General features: G+C 71.1%; 15 protein-coding genes and 1 pseudogene. 13 read left to right on the top strand and 3 right to left on the bottom strand.

All coding sequences use genetic code 11. The features are described from left to right. Positions 1-3: 3 nt before the first annotated feature. Positions 4-1347: an IS256-like element ISMlu11 family transposase gene (locus tag OVA32_RS08120; RefSeq protein WP_042752856.1), complete on the bottom strand. Its 1344-nt coding sequence runs from the start codon at positions 1345-1347 to the stop codon at positions 4-6. 54 nt (positions 1348-1401) lie between these two features. Between OVA32_RS08120 and OVA32_RS08115 the strand changes: the two are divergent. The 5 genes and pseudogenes from OVA32_RS08115 to OVA32_RS08095 form a co-directional block, all read left to right on the top strand. Further along, positions 1402-1875, top strand: a pseudogene (locus OVA32_RS08115) (transposase); the annotation flags it as partial. A 43-nt stretch (positions 1876-1918) separates the two neighbouring features. Then, positions 1919-2494 (top strand): hypothetical protein, encoded by a 576-nt coding sequence (locus OVA32_RS08110; RefSeq protein ID WP_267713993.1) that lies wholly within the window; start codon positions 1919-1921, stop codon positions 2492-2494. After that, complete coding sequence (locus tag OVA32_RS08105) at positions 2491-3246, top strand: TatD family hydrolase (RefSeq protein ID WP_041102998.1); 756 nt, start codon at positions 2491-2493, stop codon at positions 3244-3246. The genes OVA32_RS08110 and OVA32_RS08105 overlap by 4 nt, the downstream gene beginning before the upstream one ends. Positions 3247-3527: 281 nt before the next feature. After that, positions 3528-4781: an IS256 family transposase gene (locus OVA32_RS08100; protein ID WP_041103000.1), complete on the top strand. Its 1254-nt coding sequence runs from the start codon at positions 3528-3530 to the stop codon at positions 4779-4781. Positions 4782-5433: 652 nt separating this feature from the next. After that, the gene (locus OVA32_RS08095; RefSeq protein WP_036381595.1) at positions 5434-6513 is read left to right on the top strand and encodes a hypothetical protein; all 1080 of its coding nucleotides are present in this window, start codon (positions 5434-5436) and stop codon (positions 6511-6513) included. Between the two features lie 96 nt (positions 6514-6609). Here OVA32_RS08095 and OVA32_RS08090 read toward each other — a convergent pair whose 3' ends face one another. Then, positions 6610-7302 carry a TetR/AcrR family transcriptional regulator gene (locus tag OVA32_RS08090; RefSeq protein WP_036381598.1) on the bottom strand — a complete coding sequence of 231 codons (693 nt, stop codon included), beginning with the start codon at positions 7300-7302 and terminating at the stop codon, positions 6610-6612. Between the two features lie 161 nt (positions 7303-7463). Between OVA32_RS08090 and OVA32_RS08085 the strand changes: the two genes are divergently transcribed. The 4 genes from OVA32_RS08085 (at position 7464) to OVA32_RS08070 (ending at position 12577) form a co-directional block, all read left to right on the top strand. Further along, the gene (locus tag OVA32_RS08085; protein ID WP_041103003.1) at positions 7464-8996 is read left to right on the top strand and encodes a flavin monoamine oxidase family protein; all 1533 of its coding nucleotides are present in this window, start codon (positions 7464-7466) and stop codon (positions 8994-8996) included. A 26-nt stretch (positions 8997-9022) separates the two neighbouring features. Beyond that, a complete protein-coding gene (locus OVA32_RS08080) occupies positions 9023-10684 on the top strand; it encodes an APC family permease (protein ID WP_036316957.1) in 1662 nt (553 codons plus the stop codon). Next, positions 10681-12066, top strand: a complete 1386-nt coding sequence (locus OVA32_RS08075) for an NAD-dependent succinate-semialdehyde dehydrogenase (protein ID WP_060973868.1) — start codon at positions 10681-10683, stop codon at positions 12064-12066. Before OVA32_RS08080 ends, OVA32_RS08075 begins: the two co-directional genes overlap by 4 nt. A 199-nt stretch (positions 12067-12265) precedes the next feature. Next, a complete protein-coding gene (locus tag OVA32_RS08070; RefSeq protein ID WP_017487866.1) occupies positions 12266-12577 on the top strand; it encodes a hypothetical protein in 312 nt (103 codons plus the stop codon). 81 nt (positions 12578-12658) lie between these two features. On the opposite strand, the gene gabT is transcribed toward OVA32_RS08070, so the two are convergent. Next, the gene (gabT, locus tag OVA32_RS08065) at positions 12659-13981 is read right to left on the bottom strand and encodes a 4-aminobutyrate--2-oxoglutarate transaminase (protein ID WP_098092935.1); all 1323 of its coding nucleotides are present in this window, start codon (positions 13979-13981) and stop codon (positions 12659-12661) included. A 145-nt stretch (positions 13982-14126) separates the two neighbouring features. On the opposite strand from gabT, the gene OVA32_RS08060 reads away from it, so the two are divergent. From OVA32_RS08060 to OVA32_RS08045, 4 genes are all read left to right on the top strand, one after another. Beyond that, on the top strand, positions 14127-15023 hold the full coding sequence (locus OVA32_RS08060) for a LysR family transcriptional regulator (protein WP_267713984.1): 897 nt from the start codon (positions 14127-14129) through the stop codon (positions 15021-15023). An 80-nt stretch (positions 15024-15103) separates the two neighbouring features. Next, a complete protein-coding gene (locus OVA32_RS08055; protein WP_041103013.1) occupies positions 15104-15979 on the top strand; it encodes a class F sortase in 876 nt (291 codons plus the stop codon). Positions 15980-16101: 122 nt separating this feature from the next. Next, positions 16102-17172 (top strand): DUF305 domain-containing protein, encoded by a 1071-nt coding sequence (locus tag OVA32_RS08050; protein WP_036381622.1) that lies wholly within the window; start codon positions 16102-16104, stop codon positions 17170-17172. A 202-nt stretch (positions 17173-17374) separates the two neighbouring features. Continuing rightward, the gene (locus OVA32_RS08045; RefSeq protein WP_267713981.1) at positions 17375-18418 is read left to right on the top strand and encodes a hypothetical protein; all 1044 of its coding nucleotides are present in this window, start codon (positions 17375-17377) and stop codon (positions 18416-18418) included.

Here is an 18418-nt window from a genome sequence, read left to right as displayed (position 1 = left end):
TGGTCACAGGTAGGGGTTGATCCGGTCGGGGTAGGCCGCGGCGAGCTGGGCGAGGGCCTGCTTCCAGTTCGTGACGGCCTGACCTTCGACGAGCCGGCCCTGGGCTTTGCGCTGGCCGGCGGGTTTGCCCCGGTCCCGAGCGCGTTCGGCGGCGCGTTTGTCTTCGATGTTGCAGATCGCCAGCCAGAGCAGCTTCACCGCCGCCTCGGTCGAGGGGAAGTGGCCGCGGTTCTTGGTCACCTTCCGTAGCTGGAAGTTCAGCGACTCGATGCTGTTGGTCGTGTAGATGACCTTGCGGAGCATGGGTGGGAACTGCAGGAACGGGATGAACCGCTCCCAGGAGTTCGCCCAGGTCGCGGCTGCAGACGGGTACTTCGTGCCGAGCTCGGAGGCCTCGAACTCGGCCAGCGCCTTCCTCGCGGTCTCTTCGTTGGGGGCGGTGTAGATCGGCTTCAGCGCGGCGGCGACCTTCTTGCGGTCCTGGTAGGCCACGAACCGCATCGCGGCCCGGATCAGGTGAACCACGCAGGTCTGGACCATCGAGTCCGGCCACGTCGCCTCGATCGCCTCCGGCAGGCCCTTGAGCCCGTCGCAGCACACGATCAGCACGTCCTGCACGCCCCGGTTGGCGAGATCGGCGCAGACGTGGGCCCAGAACGCCGAGCCCTCGGTGTCCTGGACCCAGATCCCCAGCACGTGCTTGATGCCCTCGAGGTCCACGCCGACGGCGATGTAGGCGGCACGGTTGAGGACCTGGCTGTTCTCTCGGATCTTGATCCGGATTGCGTCGAGATAGATCACCGGATAGAACTCCTCCAGCGGCCGCGACTGCCACGCCAGGACCTCTTCGCTCACGGCGTCGGTGATGTTGGAGATCGTCTCGTGCGACAGGTCCGTGCCGATCGTGGAGGCCAGGTGGTGCTGGATGTCCCGGATCGTCATTCCGCCGGCATAGAGGCTGATGATCATGTCATCCAGGCCCCCGAGGCGCCGCTGGCCCTTGGGCACCAGGCGCGGGGTGAACGACCCGCCCCGGTCTCGCGGGACGTCCAGCTCGATCGGCCCGACCTCGGACTCCACGGTCTTCGGGGTGGTCCCGTTGCGGGAGTTGGCGTGCTTCGGCGCCTCGCTCGAGCCCTTCTCGTAGCCCAGATGGCTGGTCAGCTCGGCCTGCAGGCCCCGCTCGAGCGCGGCCTTGACCAGCGCGGGCACGAACCCGCCGTCACCGGTGAGCTCGACGCCGCCCGCGTCGATCTGCGCGAATAGGGAATCAAGCTGCCCTGAGGCTTTCAGCTGCTCGACCAGGTCCTGGCCCGAGGGCTCGCCTGGGTTCTTCTCGTCGATCATGGTCATGATTCTTACCGTTCCTCTCGGTACGGCTTACACAGACCATCTGACACGCCCAACCTGATGGGCATCACCCCGAAGTCCATGTGGCCGGCGGTGAAGGCCATGCTCCACTCGGTCTACGACCAGCCCGACGCCACGGCGGTGAACGCGCAGTTCGATCGGCTGCTGGACTACGTGAGCGAGAAGCTCCCGGCGGTGGCCGAGCACCTCGGTGATGCCCGGGCGGACATCCTGGCCTTCACGACGTTCCCGAAGGACGTCTGGACGCAGGTCTGGTCGAACAACCCGGCCGAGCGGCTCAACCGGGAGATCCGCCGTCGCACCGACGCGGTGGGCATCTTCCCCAACCGGGCGGCCATCGTCAGGCTAGTGGGTGCGGTGCTGGCCGAGCAGACCGACGAATGGGCCGAAGGGCGCCGCTACCTCGGCCTCGAGGTCCTCGCCCGCTGCCGCCTCACCCCCGTCGAGGACACCGGAAGCGAGGTGGGCACCGACACCGACACTGCCCTCGAGCTCAGCGCCTGACAACCCCAACGAAGGATCCAACCGCTACACCACCACAAGGGGCTTGACCGAGAACGGATTCACCAGTCTCAATCTCCCCCTACACCCCAACCGGGCCGGCGCGCTCTCGACTCGTTCTACCCACCCCGAGACCTTCTATCGGGTCAACCTGCTCCTGCAGAGCCTTAACCTGTCACTCGCCGTGACTAATCCCTTCGCCACTTTCACCAAGGGGGAGGAGATGCGGCTGGTCGCTGATAGCCACCCACCGGGTGGTTGGGACCGCATCGCTGGGCTCACGGTGTCCTGTAGCAAACTCGACGGCGCTCGGATCAAGGGCGGAAACTCGACCCTCAACTGTGGCCTCTGCTACGCATGCGTCACTCGCAGGGGTGCATTCATCGCGGCGGGGGTCAACGACTCGACCAGCTACCTGTCCGACGGACTCACTGGAAACGCGCGGCTCGAACTCCTTGACCGGCGCTACAGCGACCGCGCCGCCATCTCGTACGCAACAACTCGCGGCATCGACGACGACGTGATCGACGCAGGAACCTGGCCCCCAGACGCCGACCTGGACGAAATCAGCGACCTCGCCCGCCGAGGTCTCGCCGAACTTGGAAAGGTGACCCTGATATGAGCAGGTCTGCTCTCCCCGCACTAGACGCCCACGCCCACATCGCGCCGGACGTCACACCGACACAGATCGCGGCCCTCGGACAATCCGTCGTGTTCGCCATGACCCGGAGCCTGGACGAAGCCCGCAAAGTCAAGAACCGGCGAGATCCAGCGCTCGTTTGGGGGATCGGCGTCCACCCCGGCCTAGCGACAGCGCGCGAGGCATGGGACCCCGAACATTTCACCGCTCTGCTCGGCTCGTTCGCCCTGGTCGGGGAAATCGGTCTCGACCGCCGAGGCGGCGACCTGGTACGCCAGCGTTCGATCTTCAAGGACGTACTGAGCATCGTCCGCAGCGAACCGGTACTCGTCTCCATCCACAGCAACGGCCTCGCAACCGAGGTCGTCGAACACCTCCAGGCCGCCGGCATGCGGGGTGCGATCCTGCATTGGTTCAACGGTGATTCCACCGACATCGCTGGCGCGATTGAGACCGACGCGTACTTCTCGGTCAACGCCGCGATGTCCGAGGACCAGATCAGGCAACTGCCCCCGGAACGAGTCCTGTGCGAGACAGACTTCCCGACTCGCAAGATCCGGGCCCGCAAACCTGCCGACACAGAGCGCATCGAACACCTGCTCAGCCAGATCTGGAACAAGACGCCCGAAGAGGTCCGCGCCCGAACGTGGTGGAACCTGCGCACCCTGAGCGAACGCTCCGGCGCCATCGAACGCCTGCCAGAGGCAGTCGCCGACACCCTCCTCTACCTGTAGACGTGCGACGGCATGGTCTACCCAATGGGGACTGCCCGGCCGCGGCGTCTTTATCTGTCACGCCCCTGGGGGTCACGCAAAGCCACTCCCGCAGCGATCAGATGATTCCGAACTGTGCCCGCTGAGAACCCCTGGCGCTCACCAACACGTTCGAGCGACAGTTGAGTCCCGCATAGTGGTGTAGCGCCCGGTGGTCGGGCACGTCGTCTCAGACGTGGACGCGGCCACCGTGTGATCCTTCGAGTGAACCTCTCACAGCACCCTCGAATGGAGTCATCACGATGACCGCTCCTCATATTCTCGACCCTGCCGGCCTGCTGAGCGAAGCCCTGTCCGAAGCGTCCCCGGACATGATGCGCCACTTGCTGCAGACCATGATCAACACCCTGCTCTCCGCCGATGCCGACGCGGTGGTCGGCGCCGAATGGGGCAAGCCCACCCCGACACGGTCCGCCCAGCGCAACGGGTACCGGCACCGGGACCTGGACACCCGGGTCGGCACGGTCGATGTAGCCATCCCGAAGCTGCGCTCTGGGACGTACTTCCCGGAGTGGCTGCTGGAACGCCGAAAGAGAGCGGAGTCGGCGCTGATCACCGTGGTGGCGGACTGCTACTTGGCCGGGGTGAGTACCCGGCGGATGGACAAGCTGGTCAAGACCCTGGGGATCAATGCCCTCTCCAAGTCCCAGGTCTCCAGGATGGCCGCGGACCTGGATGAACACGTGGAGTCCTTCCGCCACCGGCCCCTGGATGAGGCCGGTCCGTTCACGTTCGTGGCCGCGGACGCGCTGACGATGAAGGTCCGCGAGGGCGGGCGGGTGGTCAACGCGGTGGTGCTGCTGGCTACCGGGGTCAACGGTGACGGCCACCGCGAGGTCCTGGGGATGCGCGTGGCGACCAGTGAGACCGGTGCGGCGTGGAACGAGTTCTTCGCTGACCTCGTGGCCCGGGGCCTGGCCGGGGTTCGCCTGGTCACCAGTGACGCCCATGCCGGGCTCAAGGACGCCATCGCCGCCAACCTGCCCGGCGCCACCTGGCAGCGGTGCCGGACCCACTACGCGGCGAACCTGATGGGCATCACCCCGAAGTCCATGTGGCCGGCGGTGAAGGCCATGCTCCACTCGGTCTACGACCAGCCCGACGCCACGGCGGTGAACGCGCAGTTCGATCGGCTGCTGGACTACGTGAGCGAGAAGCTCCCGGCGGTGGCCGAGCACCTCGGTGATGCCCGGGCGGACATCCTGGCCTTCACGACGTTCCCGAAGGACGTCTGGACGCAGGTCTGGTCGAACAACCCGGCCGAGCGGCTCAACCGGGAGATCCGCCGTCGCACCGACGCGGTGGGCATCTTCCCCAACCGGGCGGCCATCGTCAGGCTAGTGGGTGCGGTGCTGGCCGAGCAGACCGACGAATGGGCCGAAGGGCGCCGCTACCTCGGCCTCGAGGTCCTCGCCCGCTGCCGCCTCACCCCCGTCGAGGACACCGGAAGCGAGGTGGGCACCGACACCGACACTGCCCTCGAGCTCAGCGCCTGACAACCCCAACGAAGGATCCAACCGCTACACCACCACAAGGGGCTTGACCCGAGCGACTCTCCGTTCGCATAACGCTGAACCATGTCGCGCACCTCTGCAGCGGAAGGGGTCGCCCGCCGTATGCGGACGCCTCGCTCCCGGAGCAATGCCGCCAGTCCGTGACGACTGAGACCGACATCGGTGGCGATCGCGCGAAGAGTCTCTCCAGCGCGGTAGCGCGCTACCGCAGCTTCGAGCGCCTCGCCGGTGACTCTGCGTTGCATGCTGTCCGGCGCCACTCGCCGATGGGTGGCACGTGCCGCGCGGGCGCGGATCGCTCGGTGCAGCCGCCCCATACGAACCAGCGCAGGGGCAAGTTTCGACAAGCCTCCCGCTAGGTCCACCCGTCAGAAGGCCCGGTCCGTACGGACCGGGCCTTCGTCGTCGTGGCGGCCCCGTCGTGGCCACTCTGCGCTCCCCTCCCGCACGGCACCCACGCCGGTCACGACCGGGTTGCGCTCCAGCGTCGATCACGCATCGACGTCGCACAGCCCTTTCACGGCAGGCTCTCGGCGGACAGACTCGAGGCGACCCCGCCCATCGAGCCCGGACCACCGGTGCTGCAGGGGCGGGGGCCGCCGGCCCTGTCCGGCCGACTCAGTGAGGAGCTGCCATGTCCGTCATCCGTACCCGTCGTCCCTCCCTCCGTCACCTGCCCGCCGCCGTCGCCGCCGCCGGCCTCATCACCACCGTCGCCCTCGCCGGCCCCGCCGCGGCCTGGGACGACGCCCATGGCCCCCAGGCCGGCTACTTCCAGGCCGTCGACCACGAGAACGTCACCGCCGCCTTCTTCCAGACCTACGACGGCTACGACCCGGAGGACCTCACGCTCACGCTCACCCCGGTGGCCGAGGACGGCACCCGCCTGGAGGGCGGCCAGGAGGTGGAGTTCACCGCCCTGGACGTCATCGACGGCGGCGCGGTGGACGTCCTGGAGACCCGCCGCGCGCTCGGCGCGGCCGGTGAAGGCCTCGTGCGGTACGACGTGGAGGTGGACGGGCAGATGCTGAACATGGGCATCACGCTCCAGGCGGACGCCGACCTCGCCGACGATCAGGGGGCGGCCGTGCACGCCGTCGACGGCCCGCAGACGGCCGACCTCGGGGACCGGCCCCTGGTCTGGGACTCGGCCATGCAGTTGGCTCCCGGGGTGGCGGGCGCTGAGATCGTCCACCTGGTCGCCGCGCCGACGATGGAGGACGCCTACGCGGCGGTCGTGGCCGAGCCGGCCCACGGTGAGGTCTTCGCGTTCCGTGACTCGGAGCACTCCGAGCTCCGTGCCTGGTACATCCCCGACGAGGGCTTCGTCGGTACGGACACCTTCACCGTCGACTTCCACAGCGACCACGTCGCCCACGTCCAGACCGTCACCGTGCATGTCGGCGAGGAGATCTCCGCCGCGTACGACGGCTTCCTCGATGCCGAGGACGGCGTCCTCAACGGGAAGCCGCTCGACCTGACCGACCCGGACACCGCAGCGGCGCTCGCCGCGTTCCGGGGCGACGAGGCCGCCCCGGCTCCGGAGGATGAGGAGGAACAGCCCGCTCCGGTCGAGGACGACGCCGACGAGCAGCACACGACCCCGGACACCGTCGAGACGGGGCAGTCCACCGGCTGGTGGCTGGCCGGCCTCGGCGCCGCCGCCGCGGGGGTGCTGGTCGCGGCCCGCCGTCGTCTCGGCCTGACCCGCTGACGGCCCGCCGCACACGGCCCCGTCGACGCGCCGCCCCTCTCACACACAGGGGCGGCGCGTCCGTGCCGGCCTGACACGCGGCCGGCAGTCCGCGGGTCAGTCGCCGAGGCCCGCCAGCAGCAGGTCCAGTCCCTCCTCGAAGGGTGCGTCCGCATAGGGGTTCCGCGCCCCCGTCGCGCGCGTGCCCCCGCCCGCCCGGAAGGCCTCGGCGGCCGCGCCAAGCGCGGGCAGGCGCTCCTGCGCCCCCGCCACCTCGAAGATGTCGGCCGGAGCGTCGACGTCGTACGCAGACCCGTAGATGAACGACTCGAGCGCGATCACCCGGGCCAGCACCTGCTCCGGCGCCAGACCGGTCCGGGCCAACACCGCGCACACCGTCTCGTAGACCCGCTGCGTCGACGGGGCTCCCTCGATCGGCAGGGTCGCGATGAGCGGGATCAGCGGCGGATGGGCCGCGAAGACGTCGCGGTAGGAGCGCGCCCACGCCCGCAGGGCGGCGACGACGGGCACCTCGCCCCGGATCGCGGCCTCCAGCTCGACGAGCGAGACCTCGCCCATCACGGCGTCCTGCAGCAGGACGAGCAGCTCATGCTTGCCGCTGATGTGGTTGTAGAGCGCGCTCGGCGCCACGCCCAGGCGACGGCCGACCGCCGCCATGGTGAGCCCTTCGTATCCCTCGGTGCGGGCGACCGCGAGCGCCGCGTCCGCGATCGCTTCGCGGCTCAGAGCGGGGGAGAGAGGTCGTCCGCGGCGGCGGCGCGCCCGGGGCGGTTCAGTGGTCTCGTCCATCCGGCCATTCTGACCCGTCGGACGGGCAGGAGGTGTCAGGCCGGCTACGGACCAGCCTTCCCTTCCCGGCGCGCGGCCCGTACAGTGAGCGCCGAACCTCTAAATGAACGGCATTCACCCGGGCCCCGCCCGATGCCCCGTCCCCGCCAGAGGAGCACCCCATGACCACCGCCCCCGCCACCGCCGGCCGCGAGCGCCGGACGAGCGACGTCGTCGTGATCGGCGCCGGCCCGGCCGGCCTCATGGCCGCCCGCACCGCGAAGGCCCAGGGCCTGTCCGTCACCGTCCTGGAGGCTCGCCGGCGCGTCGGCGGCCGCACCTGGAACGGCCTGGTCGAGGGCGCCGACGGCAAGGACCACTTCATCGAGATCGGCGGCCAGTGGATCTCCCCGGACCAGACCCGCCTCATCTCCCTGGTGGAGGAGCTCGGCCTGCCGACGTTCTCCCGCTTCCGCGACGGTCGCAACGTCTACGTGGACCCGCGCGGAGAACGCCACGTCTACGACGGCCTCGACTTCCCGGTGGCCGAGAAGACGGACCGGGAGATGGATCGCCTGATCGCCAAGATCGACGAACTGACCGCCGAGATCGACGCCGCCGCCCCGTGGGAGCACCCGCGGGCCGCCGAGCTGGACAAGATCTCCTTCCGGCACTGGCTGGAGCAGCAGTCCGACGACCCGGAGGCCATCGACAACGTCTCCATCTACATCGCCTCCGGCATGCTGACCAAGCCCTCCCACACCTTCTCCCTGCTCCAGGCGCTGCTCATGTCCGCCTCGGCGGGGTCGTTCCGCAACCTGGTGGACGAGGACTTCATCCTGGACAAGCGCGTCGAGGGCGGCATGCAGTCCGTGTCCCTGGCCATGGCCGCCGAGCTGGGCGACGACGTCGTCCTCGGCCAGCCGGTGCGCACCCTGCGCTGGGCCGAGCCGGACCCGTCCACCGCGGACGAGAAGAACGGTGTGGCCGCAGACGTGCGCAACGGCGTGGCGCACGACGGCGCCGCCGGCGACGTCGTGGCGCTCACTGACGACTACGAGGTGCACGCCCGCTACGCGGTCCTGGCCGTCCCGCCGAACCTCTACAGCCGCATCTCCTTCGAGCCGCCGATGCCGCGCGAGCAGCAGATCGCGCACCAGCACATCTCCATGGGCCTGGTCATCAAGGTGCACGCCGTGTACGAGACCCCGTTCTGGCGCGAGGAGGGCCTGTCCGGCACGTGCTTCGGTGGGGGCCGTCTCGTCCAGGAGATCTATGACAACACCAACCGCGGCGAGAACCTGGCCGGTGGCGCCCCGGGCAAGGAGGACCCGCACGGCACCCTCGTCGGCTTCGTGTCCGACGTGTACGCGGAGCAGATGTGGGCCCTGCCGGAGGAGGAGCGCAAGGCCGCGATCCTCGGCGCCATGGCCGAGTACCTCGGCCCCCGGACCCTCGAGCCGATCGCGTTCTTCCTCTCGGACATGGCCGCCGAGGAGTGGACCCGAGGCGCCTACGCCACCAGCTACGACCTCGGCGGGCTCTCCCGCTGGGGCCACCTCCAGAACCGCCCGACCGGTCCCATCCACTACGCGTGCTCGGACATCGCAGCCGAGGGCTACCAGCACGTGGACGGCGCGATCCGCATGGGCGAGGCCGCCGCCCTGGCCATCGCCGAGCGGGAAGCCACCGACGCGGGGCAGCCCACCGGCTGACCGGCCCGACGGACAAGGACATCCTCATGAGCGCATCCACCCCACGACGCCGCGTCGTCGACAATGAGGGACACGAGCACGTGTACCCGACCACCTCCGCCATCGAGCAGGTCAACCTGCTCAACCCGGGCGGGGTGAGCAACAAGGGGCTCCAGGCCGGCAAGGTCGGCCTGCTCGGGGCGGTGGTGATCGGCGTCTCCGTCGTCGCCCCCGCCTACACGTTGACCTCGGGCCTCGGGCCGACCATCAGCACCGTCGGCACCCACGTGCCCGCGATCCTGCTGCTCGGCTTCATCCCGATGCTCCTGGTGGCCCTCGGCTACCGGGCGCTGAACACGCGGGTGCCGGACTCCGGCACGTCGTTCACCTGGGCCACGCACGCCTTCGGGCCGTATGTCGGGTGGATGGGCGGCTGGGGGCTCATCGCCGCCTCCGTGATCGTGCTGTCCAACCTGGCGGCCGTCGCCGTCGACTTCACGTTCCTGCTGCTCGCCCAGATCACCGGGAGCCAGGCCATCGCGGACCTGGCCGGCAACCTGTGGGTCAACATCCCCCTGACCCTGGTGTACCTGGCCCTGGCCGGATGGATCTCGCACCGCGGCATGGAGACCACCAAGCACCTGCAGTACATCCTGGTGGCCTTCCAGATCCTGGCCCTCGGTGCGTTCGCGGTCGCCGCCCTGACGCAGTCCTCCCGTGGCGCGGGCTTCGACCCCACCCCGGTGCAGCTGGACTGGTTCAACCCGTTCACCGCGGGCGACTTCAGTGTGGTCGCGGCCGGCGTCTCCCTGTCCATCTTCCTGTTCTGGGGCTGGGACGTGACCCTCACGATGAACGAGGAGACCAAGGACCCCGAGCGCACCCCCGGCCGGGCCGCCGCCGTCACCGTGTTCGTCATCATCGCCGTCTACATCCTGTCCGCCCTGGCCGTGATCTCCTGGGCGGGCATCGGCTCCGAGGGCCTGGGCGCGGGCAACCCGGACAACCAGGAGTCGATCTTCGCGGTCCTCGCCGGCCCGATCCTGGGCCCCTTTGCCGTGATCATGTCCAGCGCGATCCTCGTCAGCTCCCTGGCCTCCCTGCAGTCCACCATGGTCTCCCCGGCCCGCACCCTGCTGGCGATGGGCTTCTACCGGGCTGTGCCCGCGCGCTTCGCCGAGCTGAGCCCCCGGTTCAACAGCCCGGCCTTCGCGACCTGGGTGTGCGCGGGCTTCGCCGGCCTCTTCTACGTCGTCACGCGGCTGCTCTCCGAGAACGCCCTGTGGGACACCATCACCGCTCTGGGCCTGATGATCTGCTTCTACTACGGCATCACCGCCCTGGCCTGCGTCTGGTACTTCCGCCGCGAGTGGTTCACCTCGGTGGGCAACGCCCTCACCACCTTCCTGTTCCCGCTGATCGGCGGCCTCGTGCTGCTGGTGATGTTCTGCGTGACCGCGATGGACTCCACCGACCCCGACTACGGCTCCGGCTCCTCCGTGTTCGGTGTCGGCACCGTGTTCATCCTGGGCATGGGCGTGCTGGCCATCGGCGTGGTACTGATGATGTGGACGCGGCTGCGCCACCCGGCCTACTTCCGTGGCGAGACCCTGCCGCAGACGGACTCGACCCGACCCATCCCGATCATCCGTCCGGACGACGACGGCACTGCCGTGGTCCGGGACCCCAACGAGAGGACCCACTCATGAGCACCCCCACCGGCTATCGCGTGCAGGACCCCAGCACCGACCAGGTCGTGGAGACCTTCCCCGCCCTCGCCGACGGTGAGGTCGACCAGGTGCTGGCCGCCGCCGAGACCGCCCAGCGCGCATGGGCCGCCCGCCCCATCGAGGAACGCGCCACCATCGTGCAGAAGGTCGCGGACCTCTTCGAGGAGCGCAAAGACGAGCTCGCGCAGATCATCGCCACCGAGATGGGCAAGCGCGTGACCGAGGGCGTCGAGGAGGCGGAGTTCAGCTCGGCCATCTTCGGCTACTTCGCGGACAAGGGCCCCACCCTCGCCGCGGACCGCCCCATCGAGACCTACGGGGGCGGCCGCGCCATGATCCGCCACCTGCCCCTGGGTGTGCTGCTGGGCGTCATGCCGTGGAACTTCCCGTACTACCAGATCGCCCGTTTCGCCGCGCCGAACCTCATGCTCGGCAACGCGATCGTGCTCAAGCACGCCGAGATCTGCCCGCGCTCGGCCCTGGCCGTGCAGCAGATCATGGACGACGCCGGCGTGCCGGCCGGCGTGTACACCAACGTGTTCGCCACGCACGACCAGATCGCCGAGTTCATCGCCGACCCGCGCGTGGCCGGCGTCTCCCTGACCGGCTCCGAGCGGGCCGGCTCCGTGATCGGCGCGCTCGCGGGCCAGCACCTCAAGAAGGCCGTCCTCGAGCTCGGCGGGTCGGACCCGTACATCGTGCTCGACGCCGAGGATCCGGCCGAGGCCGCCCGCACCGCGTGGGCGACCCGCATGTACAACATGGGCCAGGCCTGCAACTCCAACAAGCGCATGATCGTCTCGGCGGACATCCATGACGCCTTCGTGGCCGAGCTGGTGTCCCTGGCCGAGGCCATGAAGCCCGGGGAGGCCGCCGACGAGGACCCGACGGTGTTCACCCCGCTGTCCTCGCGCGGTGCCGCCGAGGGCCTGGCCGAGCAGGTGGAGCGGGCCCGTCAGCAGGGCGCGACCGTCCACGTCGGCGGGACCGTCACGGACGAGGCGGGCGCCCGCTTCGCCCCGGCCGTGATCACGGGCGTCACCTCCGAGATGGACGCCTACCGCGAGGAGCTCTTCGGCCCCGTCGCCGTCGTCTACAAGGTGGAGTCCGCGGACGAGGCGCTCGCTCTCGCCAACGACTCCCAGTACGGCCTGGGCGGCGCCGTGTTCTCCCAGGACGAGGCTCAGGCCGAGCGGATCGCCCGGCAGCTCGAGGTCGGCATGGCCAACGTCAACACGCCGGCGGGAGAAGGGGCGGAGATCCCGTTCGGCGGCATCAAGCGCTCCGGCTTCGGCCGCGAGCTCGGCCCGCTCGGCATGGACGAGTTCGTCAACAAGCAGATGTACTTCGTCCAGGACTGACACCCCACGACGACGACGGGCCCGCCTCCGGTGACCGGAGGCGGGCCCGTCCGCGTCCCGCCGGCGTGGCGGGAGCGATGGGTCAGCGACGCGCCTGCCGCACAGCGGGTTCTAGGCTGGCGCGCCCTTGTCCCTTCATCCGGGGCGTGGCCATCATGGAGCGGATCCCCGTCGAGAACTGCAGAATCGAGAATGTCTGATGTACCCCACCCCCATGACCTTCGACGTGGCGCGTGCCGGCCGCGCTCTCGCCCAGGTCAGTGTCCGCACCCTGGCCACCGCGGCAGGCCTCGAGAAGGAGCAGCTGCGCCGCTTCGAGAAGGGGCTGGCCGACCTGCGGGTGGACGAGCGTCTGCGTCTGGAGAAGGCCCTGCGGAAGTACGGCGTCGGGCTGGTCCCGGAGGACGAGTTCGGCGGCACGGGGGTCCGCCGGATCTTCACCGCCGAGAAGTCCCGGCGCCTCGAGGCCCTGGAGAACGAAGGCGGCCCCGCGTACGAGGACGACATCTGAGGCCTCTGCCGAAAGGCGCACGGCCCCGCATCCCGGGCAGGGATGCGGGGCCGTCGTCGTCGGTCCGCCGGTGGCGGGGGCTCAGGCGGACTGCAGCGCCTTCGTGACCTCGCTCAGGCCCTCCTTGAGGAGGTCCTCACCGATGGTCAGCGGCGGCAGGAAGCGGACGACGTTGCCGTAGGTGCCGCACGTGAGCAGGATGACGCCGGTGGCGCGCACGGCCGCGGCCACGGTGGCGGTCAGCGTCGCGTCCGGCTCGCCGGTGGCGGGGTCCACGAACTCGATCGCCATCATCGCGCCGCGGCCGCGGACCTCGGCGATGCGGTCGTCGGCGTTCTGCGCGAAGTGCTCGCGGATGACCTGCTCGATCCGGCGGGCCTTCTCCAGGAGACCGTCCTCCTCGACGGCCTCGAACACGGCGAGCGCCGCCGCCGTGGCGACGGGGTTGCCGCCATAGGTGCCCCCGAGGCCGCCCGGGTGCACAGAGTCCATCACCTCGGCGCGGCCGGTGACGCCGGACAGCGGCATGCCGCCGGCGATGCCCTTGGCGGTCGCCATCAGGTCCGGCTCGATGCCCTCGGTCTCGGAGGCGAACCAGGCGCCGGTGCGGGCGATGCCGGACTGGACCTCGTCCGCGATGAACAGGACGTCGTTGGCCTTGCACCACTCGACCACGGCCGGCAGGAAGCCCTCGGCCGGGACGATGAAGCCGCCCTCGCCCTGGATCGGCTCCATGATCACGGCGGCCAGGTCGTCGGCACCGATCTGCTTCTCCAGCGCGGAGATGGCACGCTGCGCGGCCTCGGCGCCGGACAGGCCGTCCCGCAGCGGGTAGGAGCCGGGCACGCGGTAGATCTCGGGGGCGAACGGTCCGAAGCTGTGCTTGTAGGGCATGGACTTGGCGGTCAACGCCATCGTCAGGGTGGTGCGGCCGTGGTAGGCGTGGTCGAACGCGGCCACGGCCTGCTTGCCGGTGTAGGCGCGGGCCACCTTGACGGCGTTCTCCACGGCCTCGGCGCCGGAGTTGAACAGGGCGGTGCGGGTCTCGCCGGGGATCGGGCTGGTGCGGTCCAGCTGCTCGGCCACGGCCACGTAGCCCTCGTAGGGCGTGATCATGAACGAGGTGTGGGTGAACTGCGCGACCTGCTCCTGGACGGCGGCCACGACGCGCGGGTGGGAGGCGCCCACGGAGGTGACGGCGATGCCGGAGGCCAGGTCGATCAGGCGGTTGCCGTCCACGTCCTCGAGGATGCCGCCCGCGGCGCGGGCCGCGTACACCGGCATGGTGGTGGCCACGCCGGCCGGGACGGCGCGCTTCTGGCGCTCGGCGAGCTCACGGGAGCGAGGGCCGGGCAGCTCGGTGGCCAGATGGCGGGTCTGCTCGAGGTCGGGGGTGGCGGTCATGGGGATGCCTCCTGGGGACGGCTCACGGGGAGCGTGGACGACGGGTGGGCACGACGACGACGCGTCGGGCCGCGTCCTCCCATGGTGGGGTATCGACTCCATGCCGTCCAGTGATGATCCGGCATGCCGGCTATGCTCATCCGGCATGGAGGAGAAACTGCTCAGGGCCTTCGTCACCGTGGCCGAGGTCGGCACGGTCTCGGGGGCCGCGATCCGCCTGGACCTCGTGCAGTCCGCGCTCAGTCGGCAGCTGCAGCGGCTTCAGCGTGAGCTGCGCCTGCCCCTGTTCGCCCGGGTCGGTGGCCGGCTCGAGCTGACGACGGCCGGCGAGGCGTTCCTCCCGGTGGCGCGCGAGGTCCTCGTCGCCCATCGCCGGGCGGAGCAGGCGGCCCGCACGCTCGCCTCCGGTCGGCTCACGGACGTGGCCGTGGCCGCACCGGGCACCACCCTCATCGACGTCGTGCTGCCGTTCGTGGCCACCTTCGGGGAGGAGGACCCGCGCCCGCGCGTCGCGGAGACCCAGCTGGACGACTCGCTGCTCGACGCCGTCGCGCGGCACGACCTCGTGGTGATGCCGACGGTGCCGCCGCCCTCCGTCGCGTCGCTGCCGCTGATGGACCTGCCGGTCTGGGCGTACGTCGCCCCGGGCCACCCCTGGGCGGGCCGGACGCGAGTGTCCCTCAACGAGCTCGTGGCCCAACCCGTCGTCGCGCCCGCCCGCACCTTCATGGCGCGGCGCGTCCTCGACGGCGCCGTGGCCGTGGCGGGCCTCACGCCGCCGGCCCTCACCGAGGCGAACTCCGGGCGGGTGGCCCAGGCCCTGGTCGCGACGGGGGCGGGCGTCGCCGTCGTCACCGAGGACCCGGCCTTCGGGCTGACGCCGGTGCGGGTCATCGCGCAGGGGCGGACGCTCGCGGTACGACTGCACGCGGCGTGGCGGGAGGACCACTTCGCCGCCGAGACGCTGCAGGCGCTCGCCCGTCGCCTGCAGGCCTTCGTCCGGGACCGCTATGCCGAGCCCGGGGATGACGCGCCGCGCTGAGGCCGGAGCGCGTGAGACCATGCCGTCGTCGGACGCGGCCCCGGGCGGGCCGCGTCGATGCACACGAGGGGAGAACCCGGATGAACACCACCGTCCGACGCGCCCTGTGGGTGGTCCTGGTGCTGCTGTGCCTGGGCCTCGTGTTCCTCGCGCTGCGCGGGGTGCTGGCGGTCGGCGCCGTGCCGATCAGCGCTGCCCCCACCCTCAGCGCCACGGCGTCCGCGACCCCGTCGCCGTCGTCCTCAGCACGCTCCACGCCCAGCCCTGCACCGACGGCCACACCGACCCCGACGCCGACCCCGTCCTCCGCGGCACCCACGGGCGAAGCGGCGGTTCCCGGCGGGACCCAGGAACCCGCCGGCACGCCCACATCGGCGGAGCCCACGCCGTCCGAGGAGCCGACCCCCACCGAGGAGCCGGCCCCCGCCGCGGCCGCCCACCTCTCCGGCCCCGCCGCCCCGTGGGACGAGATCACGGCGACACCCGTGCACGTGGACGTCCACCAGGACGGCGAGCAGATCGTCGGAGCGGGGATCGACCTGACACAGTTGGACGAGGGCGGCGACCTCGACCCGGAGCCGCAGACGGTCGGCTGGTACGGTCCGCCGCAGTGGGGCACCACGCCGGGGGAGCGCTCCCCGTACGCGGGGGTCCTGGCCGGGCACGTCGTCTACTACGGCGTGCGGGACGTGTTCTGGAACCTGGGCGACGTGCGGGCGGGCGCCGTCGTCGTGGTGACGTACGACGACGGCACGCAGGCCGCCTTCGAGGCGGACGCGGACGCGGTCTCGGTGGAGAAGGAGGCGCTCACCCAGGATCCGGCGCACCGCTGGGCCTGGGAGCCCGGGGGCGATGACGCAAAGGTCACGCTGATCACGTGCGACCTCGTGCCGGGCACCGGGATGGCCGGGAACGCCTTCAACAACTGGGTGGTGCAGGCCACCCGCGTCGCCTGAGGCCGCGGCGACCCCGGGGCCGGCAGGCCGGAGGGGTACCCTGGGGAGGCCGGGGCGGCCGACCGCGTCGGACCGCCATTGACCCCGTGACCGGGTGACGACCGCCGAGAGGACCTGCGCCCATGAGCCGAGCCGACATCGCCCCCGCCCGCGTGCGCCCCCGCCGCTGGAGCGTGGCCGTCGGAGGGGCGCTCCTGAGCATCACCCTGGCCACCGGCGGCTGCAGCGTCGCCGAGGAGCCCGGACAGACCGGTGGCACGGAGGCGGGGAACACCTACCTGGAGGGCGTGCTGGCCAGCCCCAGCCAGACGTCCGCCGACCCGCTCGCGGCGGACATCCAGTTCGCGGGTCTGCTGCTGCGCAACCACCGCGACGCGATCCAGCAGTCCGATGAGGTGCTGGGCAAGGACGGCGTGGACCAGGAGATCCGGGCCACCGCCGAACGGATGAAGTCCGAGCACGAGGAGCGGGCGCGCCGGCTCGAGTCGATGCTCGAGGGCTGGGGCGTCCCCTCGGATGACGTGCGCGGTGCGGGTGCCGAGTCGACCCCGTCTGCGCAGCCCGAGTCCACGGAGGACGCGGAGCCGACCCAGATCGTGGGCGACGAGTTGCGCGCCGGACTCCTGTCCGACCGGGAGAAGAACGTGCTGGCCGCCGCCGAGCCGGAGGAGGCAGGACGGATCTACCTGCTCCAGATGCGCCGCCTCTATCAGGGCGCGCTGACGATCTCCGCCACGGAGGCGGAGGACGGCTCGGACGACGCGGCGAAGGAGCTGGCCTCCAGCGTGGTCGAGGGCCATCGCAAGGAGCTGGAGAGTTTGGCCGCGACGCTCGGGGAGATGGGCGTGATCGGGTCGAGCGGGGCGCGCACGGCGGAACCGTCCGGGTTCACCGGCCCCATCAAGATCGAGGGCACCGGCGCCGACGGCGGCTCCGTCCCCTCGGACTTCGTCCCGGAGTCGGTGCAGGAGGTGCGCAACTTCCGCGCCACCCAGAAGCCGGTGCTGCCGTCGTCGAGCTCGCCCAGTTCCTCCGGCGCGTCGGGCTCCGCCAGCGCCTCCGGCCGGGACGCCGAGGACCAGCGGGGGCGGGACGCCGCGTCGGCGAGCCCGTCGCCCAGCCCGGCCGACACGGCGCAGGCCACCCCGCGCCCCTCCTCCGGGGCGAGCCCCTCGCCCAGCGCGTCCCGCTGACGCGCGGCGCCGGCCGGCCCGATCCGCATCGCGCGTCGCCGTGACCGAGTCGATAGCGCTTCGTCACCGGACAGTGACCCGCCTCACGTCCGCGCGGCGTAGATTCGTGCCGAAGCGGCGAGTGCGGCATCCGGTCGACCTCGGGCGTCCGAGCCGGAGAACCCTTCGGCCCGTCGCAGCACCGCACCCCTGGAGGAGCACGATGCGCACCGCCCGACCGACCCGCCTTGCCGCCGCCCTGGGCGCCGGCGTCCTTCTCACCGGCCTGGGGGCGACCCCCGCCCTCGCCTCACCCGCCCACCCCGCTGGATGGACCGCCGAGCACGACCTGCCCGGCGGATCCTTCCTCGTGGCCAGCGCGGAGGGTGAGACCGGTGCCTCCTTCGGCACCGAGTTCGAGGTGGACGAGTCCGACGTCCGCCTGACGGTGGCTCCGGTGCTGGAGGGGGAGGCCCGCGGCGCCGAGACCGAGGTCCCGTTCACGTACGACGACGAGTTGGAGCGCGGTGACTTCGACGTCGCCGCGGCCCGGCGGAGCCTGGGCGAGTCGGGGACCGGTCCCGTCGTCTACACCCTCTACGTCCTGGGCGGCGAGGTGGCCGCCCTCACCTACGGTCCGGACGCCGACCTCACCGACGCTGACCCGGGCGAGCCGCTGCGCGCCGACCAGCGTCATGAGCTCGGCTTCCACATGCTCCCCACCGCCTGGGACACCACCCTGCTCGCGGCGCCGGGGGAGCGACACGTGTTCATCTCCTCGTACACGGGCGATGAGGCGGCGCCGCTGACGCTCGTCGCGGGCCCGGCCGAGGGTCGGGTCGTCGAGGTGACGGAGGAGGAGACCGGCGGGCCGCGCGGCTACGTGTACCAGGCGCCCGAGGGCTTCACCGGATCCGACACCGTCACCCTGCGGGCCACGAGGGACGGCGTGACGACGACGCGGACGGTGACCGTGCGGTTCGGCGATCCCCGCGTGGACCTCTACGACTGGGAGAACGGGCGGATCCCGGGGTTCGTGACCTTCCCCGTGGCCGGCCCGTTCGACGACGCTCCGGGCCAGCCGGCCGATCCCGACACTCCCACCTCGCCGGCGGAGCCCGAGACCCCTGCGGATCCGGCCGACGGCGAGCACACGGTGCCGGACACGGTCGAGACCGGGCGTGGTCCGGCGGCGTGGCCCGTCGCCGTCGCGGTGCTGGCCGCGGGCGTCCTGGCCGTGGTGCGCCGGCACCGCGTCGCGGCCTGA

It is taken from the genome of Micrococcus sp. SL257, from assembly GCF_026625585.1.
In the GTDB taxonomy this organism is placed as follows: Bacteria; Actinomycetota; Actinomycetes; order Actinomycetales; family Micrococcaceae; genus Micrococcus; species Micrococcus luteus.
Note: the sequence above shows the minus strand (reverse complement) of the source record. Positions and strands in the feature narration are given on the sequence as shown.